Below are 14,573 nucleotides of genomic sequence, written 5' to 3'. Positions count from 1 at the left end.
CCGCGCGGGCAGCCGCAACGGGAGGAAGGCCCGCGCGGTCGACACTCCCGGACGTCACCCGATCGGGGTGGTTTGCCCCGGACAGACCCTGGGTGCCGGCGGTCGGCCGAGGGCGAGCAGGTCGGCCAGCTCGTGCCGTCCGCTCTCGTGCATCCGGCCGATGAACGCGCGCAGGACGTGTGCGGTGGCCCGGGCGTCGGCCAAGGCTCGGTGGGTCGGGTCGGTGGGCGCCTCGAAGTACCGTGCGAGGGTGCCCAGGCGCATGTTCGGCACCGTCCCCGGGGGCAGCAGCGCGCGGGCCAGCGCGAGTGTGTCCACCACCTGGAGGTCGGGCCAGGGCCGATCGCACGCGAGGCTCGCCGCACGCAGAAACCCCACGTCGAAGGGGGCGTTGTGGGCGACCAGGATGGCGTCCTCGGCGAAGCGGGTGAACGCCGGCAGCACCAGGTGCAGCGGCGGCGCGTCGGCCACCAGGTCGTCGGATATCCCGGTCAGGTCGGTGATGAACTCGGGGATCGGTACACCGGGCGCGACCAGGGTCGCGAACTCGCCCAACCGGTCCGATCCGCGCACCCGGACCGCGGCGATCTCGGTGATCCGCGCCTCCAGCGGATCCAGGCCGGTCGTCTCCAGATCGACGACCGTGAACACCTGTCGTTCCACCTCGTCACGAATCGCTCGTGACCCGGGCATGGTTCGCAACTCGTGGCCCGGGGCGATACTGTCCGGCGGGCGGGAACGCCGCGGCGAGTCGGCCGCCGGCAAGCCCTGATTCGCCGAACCTCGTGACCGGCAATCCCGGTGCGCGGTGCTGCTCATGTACCGGACGGTACGTTTCCGGCCCGACACGGCCGCGCCCAGGTACCTCTCGCCGCCCGGCATCATGGGTGTACGCGGACCCACTCGCGATCCGGAAAAGGCTCGCAAACGCGAAACAGGAAGGGAACACGCATGTCGATCCAGGCCCCCACCGAGGACACCCGGTGGCGTTGCTCGCTCTGCGGCAACCTGACCCGGTTCGACGTGACGCGGACCACCAAGGCGGTCGAGTTCACCCACCTCGACCTCGCGGGCGTCGCCCGGGTCGAGGAGCGGGAGATCGTTTCCGACGAGATCGAGTCGGTGCGGTGCCGCTGGTGCAACGCGACCGACTCCGTCGAACTTGTGGCGCGACCCGACGCGAGCTGAGTGCCGAGACCGTGCGGCGACAATGGGACTGTGCATCGTTTCGGCATCGGGGCGGCCCGGCGTGGCCGTCCCCGGTCCGGAACGCGCCATGATCAAGGCGTCGGCGTCCCGGCAACGGTGACGCGGGGAGGGGCCTCAAGGGAACGGGAAGGACCGGAGGAGCAGTGAGCGGACCGGATACCCGCGCGGACGCGGTCACGCCTGCGCACGCCACCGAAGCCGCCGAGGCGGTGCCGGCTGCCGAGCCCGACCCCGACCCGCAGTCCCGGACCGAGGCGGGGACCGACCTGCCCGGCGCTCTCGACGAGCCCGAGGCTCCCGTCGACCACGCGGTCGACCCGGAGCCGGACGGCCCCGGTCCCACCGATCCCGCGGCCCACGCGCACCCGGCCGGGCCGGCGGGTGCGGAGATCGAGGCGGAGTCCCGGGCCGCGGTCGCGGAATCCGATGCCGCCGCGGAATGCGACGCCCCCGCCGAGTCGGCGCCGGGGCCCGCATCGGACGCCGCCGAGCCTGTTGCCGACCCGGGAGCCGGTGCCCAGGCCGACCCGGAGCGGGAGGACCCGCCGCCCGCCGAGCCCGAGACCCTGTCCGGGCCGCTGCCCGAGGCGGTTCGGGTGCGGGTGATCTCGGTGGCCGCCGACGCGCTCGGCACGATGACCGCGGACGAGGTGCCCGGCCCGCTGCGCCGGTTCGCCCGCTTCACCCACCAGCGCCGGGCCAAGTTCGCCGCGACACCGCTGGCCGCCGCGCTGGAGAACGATCCGGTGTTCCGGCAGCGCATAGCGGAGCGCTTCCGCAAGGGCCTGCCGGAGATCTCCGAGGCGCTCGAAGCCGGCAAGGTGCCTGCGGCGGCCGACCCGCTCGACGTGGCCGCCGCCGCATACCTGCTGCGTCCGCGCGGCTGGGTCCGGCTGATCGAGACCGCCGGCGACGCGGCCAAGGAGGCCGCCGCCGACCGTGCCGAGGCCGAGGCCGCCGAGACGTTGTCCCGCCTGGAGCACGAGGTCGGTGTACTGCGCGCGGCCTCCAAGACCGAGCACGAACGGCTGCGCGCGGAGTTGGAGACGGCCCGCAAGGAGGCCGACCACCTGCGCCGCCAGGTGCGCGGGCTCCAGGGCAGCGCCAAGCACGAGGAGAAGGAGGCCCGCCGGGCCCGCTCCGAGCTGGACGCGGTGCGGGTCGAGGCGCAGGCCGCGATCGCCGCCGCGGAGAAGGAGGCCCGCCGGCTGCGCGGTCGGGTCGCCGAGGTCGAATCGGCCCTGGAGGCCAGCCGCCGGGCCGCCCGGGAGGGACGCAGCATGGAGGACACCCGGGTCCGGCTGCTCTTGGACACCGTTCTGGAGGCCGCGCAGGGGCTGCGCCGCGAACTCGCGCTGCCGCCGGTGGGCATCCGGCCCGCCGACATGGTGGACGCGGTGGTGCCGGGCGCGTCCGGGATAAAGGACATCGCCCAGCGCGCGTTGGAGGGCGACGACCCGGCCCTGCTCGACCAGCTGCTCGCGCTGCCGCAGGCGCACCTGGTGATCGACGGCTACAACGTGACCAAGACCGGCTATCCCACGCTCGCGCTGAACAAGCAGCGTGATCGGCTGGTCGGCGGTCTGACCGGGCTCGCCGCGCAGACCGGCTGCGAGGTGACTTGCGTGTTCGACGGCGCACAACTGGATGCGCCGGTGCTGTTGGCTCCCGCTCGTGGGGTGCGGGTGATGTTCAGCAAGCCGGGCGAGACGGCCGACGAGCTGATCCGCCGGCTGGTTCGGGCCGAGCCGCCGGGCCGCCCGGTTGTGGTGGTCTCCACCGACCGCGAGGTGGCCGAGGGTGTGCGCAAGGCCGGTGCGCGACCGGTGCCCTCCACCATGCTGCTGCGCCGGCTCACCCGCGGCTGAGCACAGGCGTCGAAGGCGCACGGGCGCCGTTCGCACCGTGTGTCGGTGCCGCTCCCTACCGTTGACGGGGAAAGTCGACGAAAGGGGAGAAGCCACATGCGCATCGCCTGTCGTACGCACCGAGGCCGCGGGCGCGCCGGCGCCGGCTGCGCGATACCGGCCTCGATCGGGCCGGCACTGATCAGCGCTCGATCGATCGACTCCGACATATCATCCGAATTATCCGGTGCCTCCTCGTATGCCGACTCCTCCTCGTATGCCGACTCCGGGGAATACGGCGAGCGCGCCGACCACCCCGACTACGCCGAGTTGGACGAGGAAACCCTGAGCGCGCTGCGGCTGTTCGCAGCCGAGGGCATGTTCGCGGCGGCCGGTGCGCAGCTGCGCGAAAACGGCGAAATGATGAGCGCCCGCCGATCGCTCGATCGTAAAACATGACCCTTTTCCACTGAATTGATGGCCCAAGCCATGAAATTCGCGGATTGATTTGAAGCGATCGTGTTTGGGTGGCTAGGGTCACCGGTCGAGCGCCCGCGCACTCGACCGTCCGATCCGGACGGCGGGTAGCCGGGCCCGGAGAAGGAGCCCGCCGGTGGCGTCCCATCGCAGGTCGAAAAGGGCCGGCAATACCCGGATCAGCGTGCTGACCGTCGCCGCCGTCACGGCGGTGGCGTTCGGGCCGAACGTCTCGCACGCCGACCCGGCGCCGACCGCGGAGCAGGTGCGGCAGCAGGTCGGCGAGCTGTACCGGCAGGCCGAGGTGACCACCGAGGAGTACAACGGCGTCGCCGAGCGGCAGTCCCGACTGCGCGAGCGGGTGGTCCGCGCGCAGGAGCGGATCGCCGACACGCAGGCCGAGCTGGTGGCATTGCAGGGCGGCATGGGTTCGATGGCCGCGGCCCACTACCGCGCCGGTGGCATCGACCCCACGCTCGCGCTGCTGATGTCGGAGAGTCCGGACGAGTACCTGTCCCGCGCCGTCACCCTGGACCGGCTGGCCGACCGGCAGCGGCACGTGGTGGCGCGCGTGCAGTCCACCCGGCGCGCGCTGGAGCAGGAGCGCCGCGAGGCCACCGACACGCTCGCCGCCCTGGAGGCCGGGCGCAGGGAGCTCGCCGCGGCGAAGGCCGCGGTCGAGACCAGGCTGTCCCGCGCCCGGGTACTGCTGAACACACTGGACGCGGCGGACCGCGCGGCGTTCCTGGCCGGGGACGGGCCCGCCCGGGACGGCACCGGCCCCGACCGCGCCGCACGCGAGGACGTCCGGTCGCCGGCGGCCGTCGTGGAAACCGCGAAGTCCTCGATCGGAGGCCGGGCGGCGATCGCCGTGGCCGCCGCGACGAAGGCGCTGGGCAAGCCGTACGTCTGGGGCGCCACCGGGCCCGACGCGTTCGACTGCTCCGGTCTCACCGGCTGGGCGTGGCGACAGGCCGGCGTCGCACTGCCGCGCACCTCGCAGGGGCAGGCCGGTGCGGGGCGGGCGGTCCCGCTCGCCGAGATCCAGCCGGGTGACCTGGTCGTCTACTACGGCGGCGCGGGGCATGTGGGCATCTACGTCGGTGCCGGACGCATCATCCACGCCCCCAAGCCGGGAACCAACGTGCGCTACGCGCCGCTGAAGTCGATGCCGATCGCCAAGGTCGTGCGACCCTCCTGACCGGCCCCGCCCCGATCGGCGGCCCCGGTCGGGGCGCCGGCCCGGTCCGGTTCGGCCGGCCGTTCGCCGCGCCCACGTTACGATCGACGACGTGGATGACCCGAATCGGGCCGCGCGCCGGATCCGCAGCCTGCTGCCCGTCCTGGTCGTGTTGTGCGCACTCGCCCAGCTCGGGGCCGTCCTCGGGGTCACCCGGCTCGTCTCGGACACGGTGACCGACGCGCCGTCGCGACCGCGCGCCGGCGTCTTTGCCGGTCCCGGCCGGCCGTCCGCGGACGGCGGCGAACAACACGCCAACGCGCGCCGGATAGCGGTCGGCGCACTCCTGGAGCGGCGCTCGGCCGCGTTCCTCTCCCGCGACCGCGACGCGTTCGGTGCCACCCTCGATCCGCAGGACGCCGCGTTCCGGCAGTCCCAGATCGGTGTTTTCGACAACATCGCCGAGGTGCCGTTCGCGGGGTGGGAGTACGAGATCGTCACCCCCGACGCGTTCGACCTCTCCGCCGCGCGCAAGAGCGCACTCGGCGCGCCCACCTTCACCGCGCAGGTCGACCTGCTCTACCGGATCACCGGACACGACGTGGCCCCGGTCCGGGTGCCGCAGTACCTGACCTTCGTGCTGCGCTCGGGCTCCTGGTACCTCGCGGCCGACACCGACGGCGCCGCGGCCGGGATGGGCACCCCCACCCAGGTGTGGGACCTGGGCCCGATCACCGTCGTACAGGGCACCCACAGCACGGTGCTCGGCATCGGCACCCGGGCCGCGCTGCGCGAGTTCGCCGACACGGCGGACAAGGCGGTACCCCAGGTCAGCGCGGTCTGGGGGGAGTCCTGGCCGGGGCGGGCGGTGGTCGTGGTGCCCGGCACCCAGGCGCAGATGGCCCGGCTGCTCGGCGCCGAACCGAGCAAATACCTCAAGATCGCGGCGGTGACCACCGGCGAACGCGGCGCGGCCTCGGACGCGGCCGCCGCCGACCGGGTGATCGTCAACCCGGACGCCTTCCGCGAACTGGGCGACCTGGAGCGGCGGGTGGTGATGGCACACGAGATCACCCACGTGGCGAGCCGGGCGTTCACCCGGGCCTGGACGCCGACCTGGCTGTCCGAGGGCTTCGCGGACTACATCGGCTACCTCGAATCGGCGCAGACGATGCGCACGGCCGCGCCCGAGCTGCGGCGGGACGTGAAGGCGGGCAAGGTGCCCACGCAGCTGCCGGCCGACCCGAGCTTCGAGACCACGCAGGACGACCTGCCCCAGGCGTACGAGATGGGCTGGCTGGCGTGCAAACTGATCGCCGAGCGGTGGGGGCAGGCCAAACTGGTCGAGCTGTACCGTACGGTCGGCGCCGAACGGCCGCCCGGCGTCAACGCGCCCGACGCGGCCTCGGCGCTTGCGTCGGCGATGGTGTCCGTCCTGGGCACCAACCCCGACGCCTTCACCAGGACCTGGCTCGACTACCTGCGGACGCAGGCCGGATGACGGGGGCACGGCGGGCATGTCGGTCCAGAGGTTGTTGCTGATCTGCCTGGTCTGCACGGGCGTGGTGCTGCTGGTCGCGATCGTGGTGACCACACCGTGGCGCCCACTGGCGGAGCCGCCCGGCGGCTTCACCCACCCGGATGCGGCCCGGGACTTCACCGCCGCCGAGATCGCCCGGGGCCGCTCGCTGGCCGAGGCCGCCCGGCCACCCGCGTACCTGTCCATGGCGCTCTCGCTGGTGGTCTCGCTCGTGCTCGGGCTCACGCCGGTCGGCGCGCGCCTGATCGAGGCGGTGGCCCGGCCGGTGGGCGGCGGATGGGTGTGGCGGATCCTGCTCGGCGGCCTGGCGCTGGCGCTGATCGGGCGGCTGGCCACGCTGCCGTTCGCGGCCCGCTCCGAGGTGGTTCGGCGACGGTACGGGTTGTCCGTGCAGTCGTGGGGGAGCTGGTGGCTGGACCTGGCCAAGACCTTCGCGATGTCCACCGGGCTGCTCCTGCTGGTCGTGCTCGGGCTGTACGCGCTGATCCGCGCCTTGCCCCGGGCCGGCTGGCTGATCGCGGCGGGCGCCGGCGCGCTGCTCGTGGTGGCGATCTCGTTCCTGTACCCGCTGGTGGTGGAACCCGCGTTCAACAAGTTCCACTCGATGCCGGAGGGGCAGCTGCGCACGTCGCTGATGGAGCTGGCCGAGCGGGACGGGGTGCCGGTACGGGACGTCCTGGTCGCGGACGCGTCCAAGCGGACCACCGCGCTGAACGCGTACGTGTCCGGGTTCGGCTCGACCCGGCGGATCGTGGTCTACGACACGACCGTGCGGGACGCGGACCCGCGCGAGGTGGAGCTGATCGCCGCGCACGAGTTGGGCCACGCCAAGCGCAACGACGTGCTGCACGGGACGCTGATCGGCGCGGCGGCGCTCGCGGCCGGCGTGTGTGCGCTGGGCCTGGTGATGACGTGCGCGCCGCTGCTGCGCCGGGTGGGCGCGGACGGTGCGGGCGACCCGCGCTCGCTGGCCCTGCTGCTCGCGGTCGTCGCGGTGATCGGCACGGTGGCCGGCCCCGGCGAGATGTTGATCAGCCGCCGCCTGGAGGCCCGCGCCGACGTGCACGCGCTCGACCTGACCCGCGACCCGGACGCCTTCATCCGGATGCAGCACAATCTGGCCGTGGCCAACCGCTCCAACGTCACCCCGAACCCGATCCTGCAAGTCCTGTTCGCCTCCCACCCGTCCGCTCCCGAACGCATCGCGCTGGCGCGCGACTGGGAGAAGCTGCACGGGAAGAGGTAGGGCGGTGTCGGCACTCGCCGAGGCGCTACGGAGACAGGACGTCCACCACGGTGACGAGCAGTTCTGCGGCGGTGATCTGGTAGACGACGAAGAGGCCGCCGCCGATCGTTGCTTCGCGTCGGTCCTTGGACCACGTGGCACTCGAACCGCTTCCGTACGGGTCCTGGGCGATGGCGGCCATGCCGGTGTCGAGGGCGGTCTGCTTGTGGCGTGGCAGGGTTTCACGGATCCGCTGTGCCCGTGGGGTGTACGTCACCATGTACCTCATCGGAGCCCCCCTCGACCGCGCGCCGTTCCGCAGCGAACTCCTCGCTCCGGAGCCTTTCCTCTTCCGCGTACTCCCGGTGCAATTCCTCGACGGTGACCTCGCCCAGGATCAGTCGCCGCTCGTTCGCCTCCGCGCGGGCCTCGGCCCACGCGAAGCCTTCCTCGATCCGCTCGTCGCGCCGGGTGTCCCTGAAGGCCCAGCGGACCAGAACGCCCACGAGGTCGCGGGCCTTGGTCTCGCCGACCTCCTTGTCGAACTGCTCTCGGTCCTCCGGCGGCAGAATCGCCCGGATGCCGTTGATGGTGGACGGCCGGGTCACCTCCTCGTCGTCGATCACCGTCCAGAAGTAACCACCGTCCTCCGAAGGCCCTGGGCCCACGTGATCGCCTCCATTCATCCGGTTGTTTCGTCTCAGTGTGCTTCGACGCCAACTGCTCGTACAGGAGCGCATCGGGTGCGCCGGGGGCTCACGTCGTCGTGGCGCGCTCCGCGGTGCGGCAATCGCACCCGCACGGCGGGTCGTTCGCCGGATGGGCCGGACGCTGGTCGTCGGCATGCACCCGGGCGGCTCTCGTCGCGTCGCCGAAGCGCCGCCGAGCCTGCCTGCCGGACAGGAAACGGCCCGGGGGCGCACGAGAGCGCTCCGGGCCGTTGTCGTGTCGTCGTCCGCCGCGCTACTGCGGCGGGCGCATCCATACTGCCGGGTCCGGGACGAATCGGATGCGGAGGACGCCGTCTCGCAGGCCCGCGCCCTCGATGACGCAGCGGCGCAGGGCCGACGGGAGTTTGAACAGGCGGCGGTTGGGGCCGACCGTTATCACCAGTTCGTCGCCGCGGCGCAGCAGGTCCAGGTCGTCGCGGTCGGTGCCCGGCAGGGGCAGCAGCAGCGACAGGCGCTTGCCGTCGCGTTCGATCAGGTGCTCGTCGTCGGTGCCGCCGCCCGGGCCGACCGGTGCGAAGTGGGCCGCCACGTCCGCGAGTTCGGCCGCGCCCAGGGGCTCGGCGGGCAGCATCGGGATCTGTGCCAGCGGCAGCCGCGGGAACAGTGCGCACAGCGCGTCCACCGTCTCCCGCGCCACCTCGGCCCGGGAACGCACCGCCGGATCGGGCGAGTCGGCCGCGCTCACCCCGTTCACGATCACGTCCTCGATCCGGTGGCCGTACAGCGCGAGCGCCGACGCGGCCCGCCGTGCCGCCGCCAGCGCGACCGTGCCGGGCCGGACCACCACGCGTACCGTCGTCGTCGGTGCGCTCACCAGCGACCGCAGCACCTCCAACTCGGTGCTCACCCGCCGGGCCGTGTCGTAGACCCAGTCCTCGGGCATCGGCACCCCCGCGACCGCGGCCAGCACCGGCCGCAGTGCCCGGGCCGCCTGGCGCTCGACCGGCAACAACCGATCCAGGTAACGCGCCAGCCCCTCCGGCAGCGCCAGCGCCGGCACCGCGCGTTCGACGGCGGGCAGATCGACCACGATCAACTCGTAGCGCCGCGCGTTCACCGCCCGCGCGAGCACCCGCAGCGCCAGCACGTCGCCGGCGCCGGGCAGTACGGTGATCTCCTCGGGATCCAACGGATCCACCCCGACCACCGCGAGCGCCGCGCCCAACTGGCCCTGGACCAGCAGGAACTCGCGTTCGAACTCGGCCCGCGCGGCGACCCGCTGCACGGTCAGGTCCGGCAGCGCGTCGAACGGGTCCGTGCCCACCGGCACATCGAGCACCGCGTCCACATCCCGCGTGCCGTCGGCCGCGAGCAGCAGCGTGCGCCGCCCGGCCCGTGCCGAGGCCACCGCCGTCGCCGCCGCGACGGTCGTACGGCCGGCCCCCGGAAGACCGGTGACCAGCAAAACCCGCGTCACCGCCGGATCAGCTCTCGACGCGCTTCTTGAGCCCGGTCAGGGCGCGGTCGATGATGACCTTCTCCGCCTTGCGCTTGAGCATGCCCAACATCGGGATCTTGACGTCCACGGTGAGTTCGTAGGTGACGTCGGTGCCGCCGCTGATCGGGCTCAGCGCGTAGCGTCCGTCGAGTGCCTTGAGCATCTGGCTGGTCACCAGGGTCCAGCGCACCTCGCGGTCGCCGTCCCACGTGTAACCCAGCACGTGCTCGTCGCTGATCACGCCGGCGTCCAGCTTGAACCGCACGCGCATCGCGCGTCCGGTCGCCTCGTCGACCTCGAGGACCTCGGTCTCCTTGACTTCGCCGGTCCACTCGGGATAGCCCTCGAACCCCGCGATGACGGCCATGACCTCGGCCGGCGTGGCGTCGATCGTGATGGTCGAGCTGGTCCGTTCAGCCATCGTGAGGAGTCCTCCGGAAGCTCGCGTAGCTGTTATGGCTGTCCTGGACAGACATCACCGGATGTCTGCGTACAACCGATCCGCTCGAAGGCTATCGTGCCCGACCTGCGCGTACGCGGCACCGGCTCACCAGCTGAGGACGTACGGTTTCCCGGTGGCCTGGAAATGCCCCACGTTGACGCATTCGGTGCGTCCGATCCGCATCCGGGCCCGCAGCGGCTGGTGCACGTGACCGAACAGCACCAGATCGGGTCGGGTCTCGTGGATGGCCCGCAACACCGCCTCGCTGCCGCGCTCGAACCGGCGGGCCACCACGTCGTAGGTCAGGTCCGGCACGGCGGGCGGGATGTGGCAGCACAGCACGTCGACCCGACCGACCGCGGCGACCTTGGCCGCGTACTCCTCGTCGGAGATCTCGTACGGCGTGTGCATCGGTGTGCGCAGCCCGCCGCCGACGAAGCCGAAGGTCCGGCCGCCGATCTCGACGACCTGGCCGTCGAGCACGGTGACCCCTTCACGCGCGTAGTCCGGCCACAGGTCGGGCACGTCGACGTTGCCGTAGGTGACGTAGGTCGGCGTCGGGAAGGCCGCGAACAGCGCGGCGTACTGCCGGCGCACCGCCTGCTCTATCGCCGCGCGGGCACCGCCCGGCACGCCCGCCCACAACGACCCGGAGAACGTCCGGGCCTCGGTGAACCGGCGGGCGTTGCGCAGCGCGAGCAGCCTGCGGGTGTTCTCCACCCCGAACAGATCGGTGAAGATGCCCCGGTCGAGGTCGTGGTAGTCGAGGAAGAGCACCAGATCGCCCAGGCACACCAGGGCATCGGCGCCGTCGCCGGCGTGGGCGAGCGCCTCGGCTGCGCCGTGGACGTCGCTCACCACGTGGACCCGCATGCCCGTCACTGTACTGACGGCCCGGAACCGAAACCGACCGCGCGTCGGGGTTGTCTCCGTCACACCCGTGTCTCACGGCGAATCGATACTCTCGACATGGACCACCGAATCGGGACGGACGGGCCGTCGGTCGGCGGACGGGTTCCGCGTGGATCCGGCCCTGCGGCGGTCCGTGGCGTGAGACGGGGCACAGGATCCGCGTGACCTCTGTCCCCCGGACCTACTTGCCAGTAACGTCTGGCCCCGTCAACGACACGCCGGCGACATCGACAGACGACACACAGACAGACACAGACACAGACAACGGCAAACGGCAGCGCCGAACCCCGGCGCCGAGACCGCAACGAGGAGCATCAGTGCGCGAGTGCAGCGTCCCGGCCCTGGCCGAGGTTCCCGCCGAGGGCAACCTGACCGACCTCATCAAGCGCAACGCCGCGGAGGCACCGGATGCCGCGGCGCTCGCCCGCAAGGTGGGCGGACGCTGGACCGATGTGACGTCGACCCGGTTCCTGGCCGAGGTGTACGAGGTCGCCAAGGGCCTGATCGCCGCGGGCATCGAGCCCGGCGACCGGATCGGCCTGATGTCGCGCACGCGCTACGAGTGGACGCTGCTCGACTTCGCCATCTGGTGCGCCGGCGCCATCTCGGTGCCGGTGTACGAGACCTCCTCGGCCGAGCAGCTCGAGTGGATCCTGTCCGACTCGGGCGCGCGTGCGGTGATCGTGGAGAACGCGGCGCACGAGGGCGCGGTCGAGCGGGCCCGGGAGCGCCTTCCCGAGCTCAAGCACGTGTGGCGGATCGACGAGGGCGACGGCGAGGCCGCGGTGGCCGCGCTCACCGCCGGCGGGCGCGACGTGGCCGACGCCGTGGTCGAGGAGCGCAGCGCGACCCTGCGCGCCGACTCGGTGGCGACGGTCATCTACACCTCCGGGACCACCGGGCGGCCCAAGGGCTGCATCCTCACGCACGGCAACTTCCAGGCCGAACTGGGCAACGTGGTCGCCCTCCTGGACCGGCTGTTCATCCCGGAGAAGTCGAGCTGCCTGCTGTTCCTGCCACTGGCGCACGTGCTCGGCCGGATCCTGGAGATCGGCTGCATCATGGCGCGCGTGCGCGTAGGGCACTGTCCGGATGTCAAGGACCTGACCAAGGAACTCGCGTCCTTCCAGCCGACCTTCGTGCTCGCGGTGCCCCGCGTGTTCGAGAAGGTCTACAACGCGGCCTCGGCCAAGGCGCAGGCCGACGGCAAGGGCAAAATCTTCGACATGGCCGCCGACACGGCGATCGCCTACAGCGAGGGCATGGACGCGGCGAGCATCAGCCTGGGCCTTCGGCTCAAGCACAAGGTGTTCGACAAGCTGGTCTACGGCAAGCTGCGCGCGGCGCTGGGCGGCCAGGCCACCCACGCGATCTCCGGCGGTGCGCCGCTGGGCACCCGGCTCGGCCACTTCTTCCGCGGCATCGGCTTCACCGTCCTTGAGGGCTATGGCCTGACCGAGACCTGTGCCGCACACACGGTCAACCCGGCGGTCGGGATCCGGATCGGCACCGTCGGGCGGCCGGTGCCCGGCTCGGCGGTACGCATCGCCGAGGACGGCGAGATCCTGGCCAAGGGTCCGAACGTGTTCACCGGCTACTGGAAGAACGAGGCGGCCACCGCCGAGGCGTTCGAGGACGGCTGGTTCCGCACCGGCGACATCGGCGTGCTGGACGACGACGGCTTCCTGACCGTGACCGGGCGCAAGAAGGAGATCCTGGTCACCGCGGGCGGCAAGAACATCGCACCGGCCGTGATCGAGGACCGCATCCGGGCCCACCCGCTGATCAGCGAGTGCATGGTGGTCGGCGATCGCCGCCCGTTCGTCGGCGCGCTGATCACCATCGACCCGGAGGCCTTCCCGACCTGGAAGGAGCAGCACGGCAAGCCCGCCGACGCGACGGTCGCCGACCTCGCGGACGACCCGGACCTGCTGGCCTCCGTCCAGGACGCGATCGACGAGGGCAACAAGGCCGTCTCGCGGGCCGAGGGCGTGCGCAGGTTCCGGGTGTTGACCATCAACTTCACCGAGGAGAGCGGCCACGTGACGCCGTCCCTCAAGCTCAAGCGCAATCTGGTGCTGCGGGACTTCGAGCAGGACATCGAGAAGATCTACGAGGGCTGAGCATCCGGGCCGAGCCCGAGCGGCGTCGTGCGCCGGCGTTCACCACACCGAAGGCGGCCGGTCCGGGGATTCCCGGGCCGGCCGCCTTCGGCACGTCGTGTGTCAGCCCGCCCACTCCGGATCCAGCAGCCCGCGCAGCCGCCCCGACAGCAGGTCCCAGCGCCACTCCCGCTCCACCCAGCGCCGCCCCGCCGCGCCCATCCGGGCGGCCTGCGCCGGGTCGGCCAGCAGGCCCGCCACCCGGTCGGCGACCGCGGCCGGCGAGCGGCCGTTCACCACGTACCCGGTCTCCCCGTCCAGGACCGCGTCCGGCGCACCGCCCGAGTCGCCCGCCACCACCGGTCGGCCCACCGCGGACGCCTCCAGGTAGACGATGCCCAGGCCCTCCACGTCCAGCCCCCTGCGCCGGGTCCGGCACGGCATCGCGAACACGTCGCCGGCCTCGTGGTGCGCGGGCAACTCGGCCCACGGCACGGCGCCGGTGAACACCACCGCATCACGCACGCCGACCTCGTCCACCATCGCCTCCAGCCGGTCCCGATACGGCCCGGCGCCGACGATCAGCAGCGCCGCACCCGGCACCCGGCGCCGAATCCGGGGCAGAGCCTGGATCAGTACGTCCTGGCCCTTGCGCGGGACCAGGCGCGACACGCACACCACCACCGGCCGATCGCCCAGCCCGTGCCGGGCGCGCACCTCGGCCCCGCCCACGTCCGGGCGGAACACCTTCTCGTCCACGCCGGGCGGCAGTTGCACCATCCGGGCGGCGGCGGCCGGGGTGAGCGCGGGGGCGATCCTGCTCCGGGTGTACTCGCCCAGGTAGGTGACGGTGTCCACCCCCTCGCCGATCCGCCGCAACAGCCGGCGCGCCCCCGGCAGCACCGCCCAGCCCGCCTCGTGTCCGTGGGTGGTGGCCACCAGCCGCTCGACGCCGACCGCGCGCAGCTGCGGCGCCATCAGGCCCAGCGGCGCCGCCGCGCCGAACCACGCGGTGTCGCAGCCCTCGGCGCGCGCGATCTCGCGGGCCCGGCGTACCGCACCGGGGGTGGGCACCAGCATCGGCGTGCGGTCCCGAACGACCGGGAAGGGCTGCTCCGCGTCGAACGCGGCCATCTCCGCCCGGTCCTTCCATGACGACGTGTAGACCACGACGCCGGCGGCCGGCAGCCGCAGGGCCATGGAGTGCACGAAGGACTGGATGCCGCCGGGGCGGGGCGGGAAGTCGTTGGTGACGATCAAGGTCTTCATCACGATCGAGGATCCCAGACCGGGGGGTCGGGGATCCCGCGGCGCCCGAGCGCGGTCCCGGACGGAGACGATGTCCAGCGATCTGGGCCCGAGGCGCGGACCCGGGCCCGACGCGCGGACCCGGCCGCGCCGCCGACGGGGCCGGCGGAGCCGAGGCAGCCGACAGTGCCGAGGCAGCCGAGGGAGCAAGACAGAGCCGAC

General features: G+C 72.6%; 14 protein-coding genes. 7 read left to right on the top strand and 7 right to left on the bottom strand.

What is annotated here, in order from left to right:
* Positions 1-54 precede the first annotated feature (54 nt).
* Positions 55-651 (bottom strand): exonuclease domain-containing protein, encoded by a 597-nt coding sequence (locus tag ACFZBU_RS08310; RefSeq protein ID WP_391582688.1) that lies wholly within the window; start codon positions 649-651, stop codon positions 55-57.
* Between the two features lie 300 nt (positions 652-951).
* On the opposite strand from ACFZBU_RS08310, the gene ACFZBU_RS08305 reads away from it, so the two are divergent.
* The 6 genes from ACFZBU_RS08305 (at position 952) to ACFZBU_RS08280 (ending at position 7,499) form a co-directional block, all read left to right on the top strand.
* Entirely contained in the window at positions 952-1,188 is a 237-nt protein-coding gene (locus ACFZBU_RS08305; protein WP_020552989.1) for a hypothetical protein, read from the top strand.
* Positions 1,189-1,775: 587 nt separating this feature from the next.
* Complete coding sequence (locus ACFZBU_RS08300) at positions 1,776-3,077, top strand: NYN domain-containing protein (RefSeq protein WP_391583071.1); 1,302 nt, start codon at positions 1,776-1,778, stop codon at positions 3,075-3,077.
* 96 nt (positions 3,078-3,173) lie between these two features.
* Entirely contained in the window at positions 3,174-3,515 is a 342-nt protein-coding gene (locus ACFZBU_RS08295) for a hypothetical protein (RefSeq protein WP_391582687.1), read from the top strand.
* A gap of 154 nt (positions 3,516-3,669) precedes the next feature.
* Entirely contained in the window at positions 3,670-4,734 is a 1,065-nt protein-coding gene (locus ACFZBU_RS08290) for an NlpC/P60 family protein (RefSeq protein WP_391582686.1), read from the top strand.
* 91 nt (positions 4,735-4,825) lie between these two features.
* Positions 4,826-6,214 (top strand): hypothetical protein, encoded by a 1,389-nt coding sequence (locus ACFZBU_RS08285; protein ID WP_391582685.1) that lies wholly within the window; start codon positions 4,826-4,828, stop codon positions 6,212-6,214.
* Between the two features lie 16 nt (positions 6,215-6,230).
* On the top strand, positions 6,231-7,499 hold the full coding sequence (locus ACFZBU_RS08280) for a M48 family metallopeptidase (protein WP_391582684.1): 1,269 nt from the start codon (positions 6,231-6,233) through the stop codon (positions 7,497-7,499).
* A gap of 25 nt (positions 7,500-7,524) precedes the next feature.
* Here the strand turns inward: ACFZBU_RS08280 and ACFZBU_RS08275 are convergent, their stop codons facing one another.
* The 5 genes from ACFZBU_RS08275 to ACFZBU_RS08255 form a co-directional block, all read right to left on the bottom strand.
* A complete protein-coding gene (locus tag ACFZBU_RS08275; protein WP_391582683.1) occupies positions 7,525-7,758 on the bottom strand; it encodes a hypothetical protein in 234 nt (77 codons plus the stop codon).
* Complete coding sequence (locus ACFZBU_RS08270; RefSeq protein ID WP_391582682.1) at positions 7,721-8,146, bottom strand: hypothetical protein; 426 nt, start codon at positions 8,144-8,146, stop codon at positions 7,721-7,723. Before ACFZBU_RS08270 ends, ACFZBU_RS08275 begins: the two co-directional genes overlap by 38 nt.
* 295 nt (positions 8,147-8,441) lie before the next feature.
* On the bottom strand, positions 8,442-9,626 hold the full coding sequence (locus ACFZBU_RS08265) for an ArsA family ATPase (protein WP_391582681.1): 1,185 nt from the start codon (positions 9,624-9,626) through the stop codon (positions 8,442-8,444).
* A gap of 7 nt (positions 9,627-9,633) precedes the next feature.
* Positions 9,634-10,068 (bottom strand): SRPBCC family protein, encoded by a 435-nt coding sequence (locus tag ACFZBU_RS08260; protein WP_391582680.1) that lies wholly within the window; start codon positions 10,066-10,068, stop codon positions 9,634-9,636.
* A 126-nt stretch (positions 10,069-10,194) separates the two neighbouring features.
* Entirely contained in the window at positions 10,195-10,962 is a 768-nt protein-coding gene (locus tag ACFZBU_RS08255; protein WP_391582679.1) for a metallophosphoesterase, read from the bottom strand.
* A 356-nt stretch (positions 10,963-11,318) separates the two neighbouring features.
* Between ACFZBU_RS08255 and ACFZBU_RS08250 the strand changes: the two genes are divergently transcribed.
* The gene (locus ACFZBU_RS08250; RefSeq protein ID WP_391582678.1) at positions 11,319-13,124 is read left to right on the top strand and encodes an AMP-dependent synthetase/ligase; all 1,806 of its coding nucleotides are present in this window, start codon (positions 11,319-11,321) and stop codon (positions 13,122-13,124) included.
* 102 nt (positions 13,125-13,226) lie between these two features.
* On the opposite strand, the gene ACFZBU_RS08245 is transcribed toward ACFZBU_RS08250, so the two are convergent.
* Positions 13,227-14,375, bottom strand: a complete 1,149-nt coding sequence (locus ACFZBU_RS08245) for a glycosyltransferase family 4 protein (protein WP_391582677.1) — start codon at positions 14,373-14,375, stop codon at positions 13,227-13,229.
* Positions 14,376-14,573: the final 198 nt, after the last annotated feature.

Source organism: Embleya sp. NPDC008237, from assembly GCF_042956465.1.
Lineage (GTDB): Bacteria > Actinomycetota > Actinomycetes > Streptomycetales > Streptomycetaceae > Embleya.
This window is presented reverse-complemented; position numbering and strand designations above follow the sequence as displayed.

Coding starts and splice junctions, on each gene's coding strand:
- ACFZBU_RS08275 (WP_391582683.1), bottom strand. CDS start 7,758: ATGGTGACGTACACCCCACGGGCACAGCGGATCCGTGAAACCCTGCCA.
- ACFZBU_RS08280 (WP_391582684.1), top strand. CDS start 6,231: ATGTCGGTCCAGAGGTTGTTGCTGATCTGCCTGGTCTGCACGGGCGTG.
- ACFZBU_RS08295 (WP_391582687.1), top strand. CDS start 3,174: ATGCGCATCGCCTGTCGTACGCACCGAGGCCGCGGGCGCGCCGGCGCC.
- ACFZBU_RS08255 (WP_391582679.1), bottom strand. CDS start 10,962: ATGCGGGTCCACGTGGTGAGCGACGTCCACGGCGCAGCCGAGGCGCTC.
- ACFZBU_RS08305 (WP_020552989.1), top strand. CDS start 952: ATGTCGATCCAGGCCCCCACCGAGGACACCCGGTGGCGTTGCTCGCTC.
- ACFZBU_RS08260 (WP_391582680.1), bottom strand. CDS start 10,068: ATGGCTGAACGGACCAGCTCGACCATCACGATCGACGCCACGCCGGCC.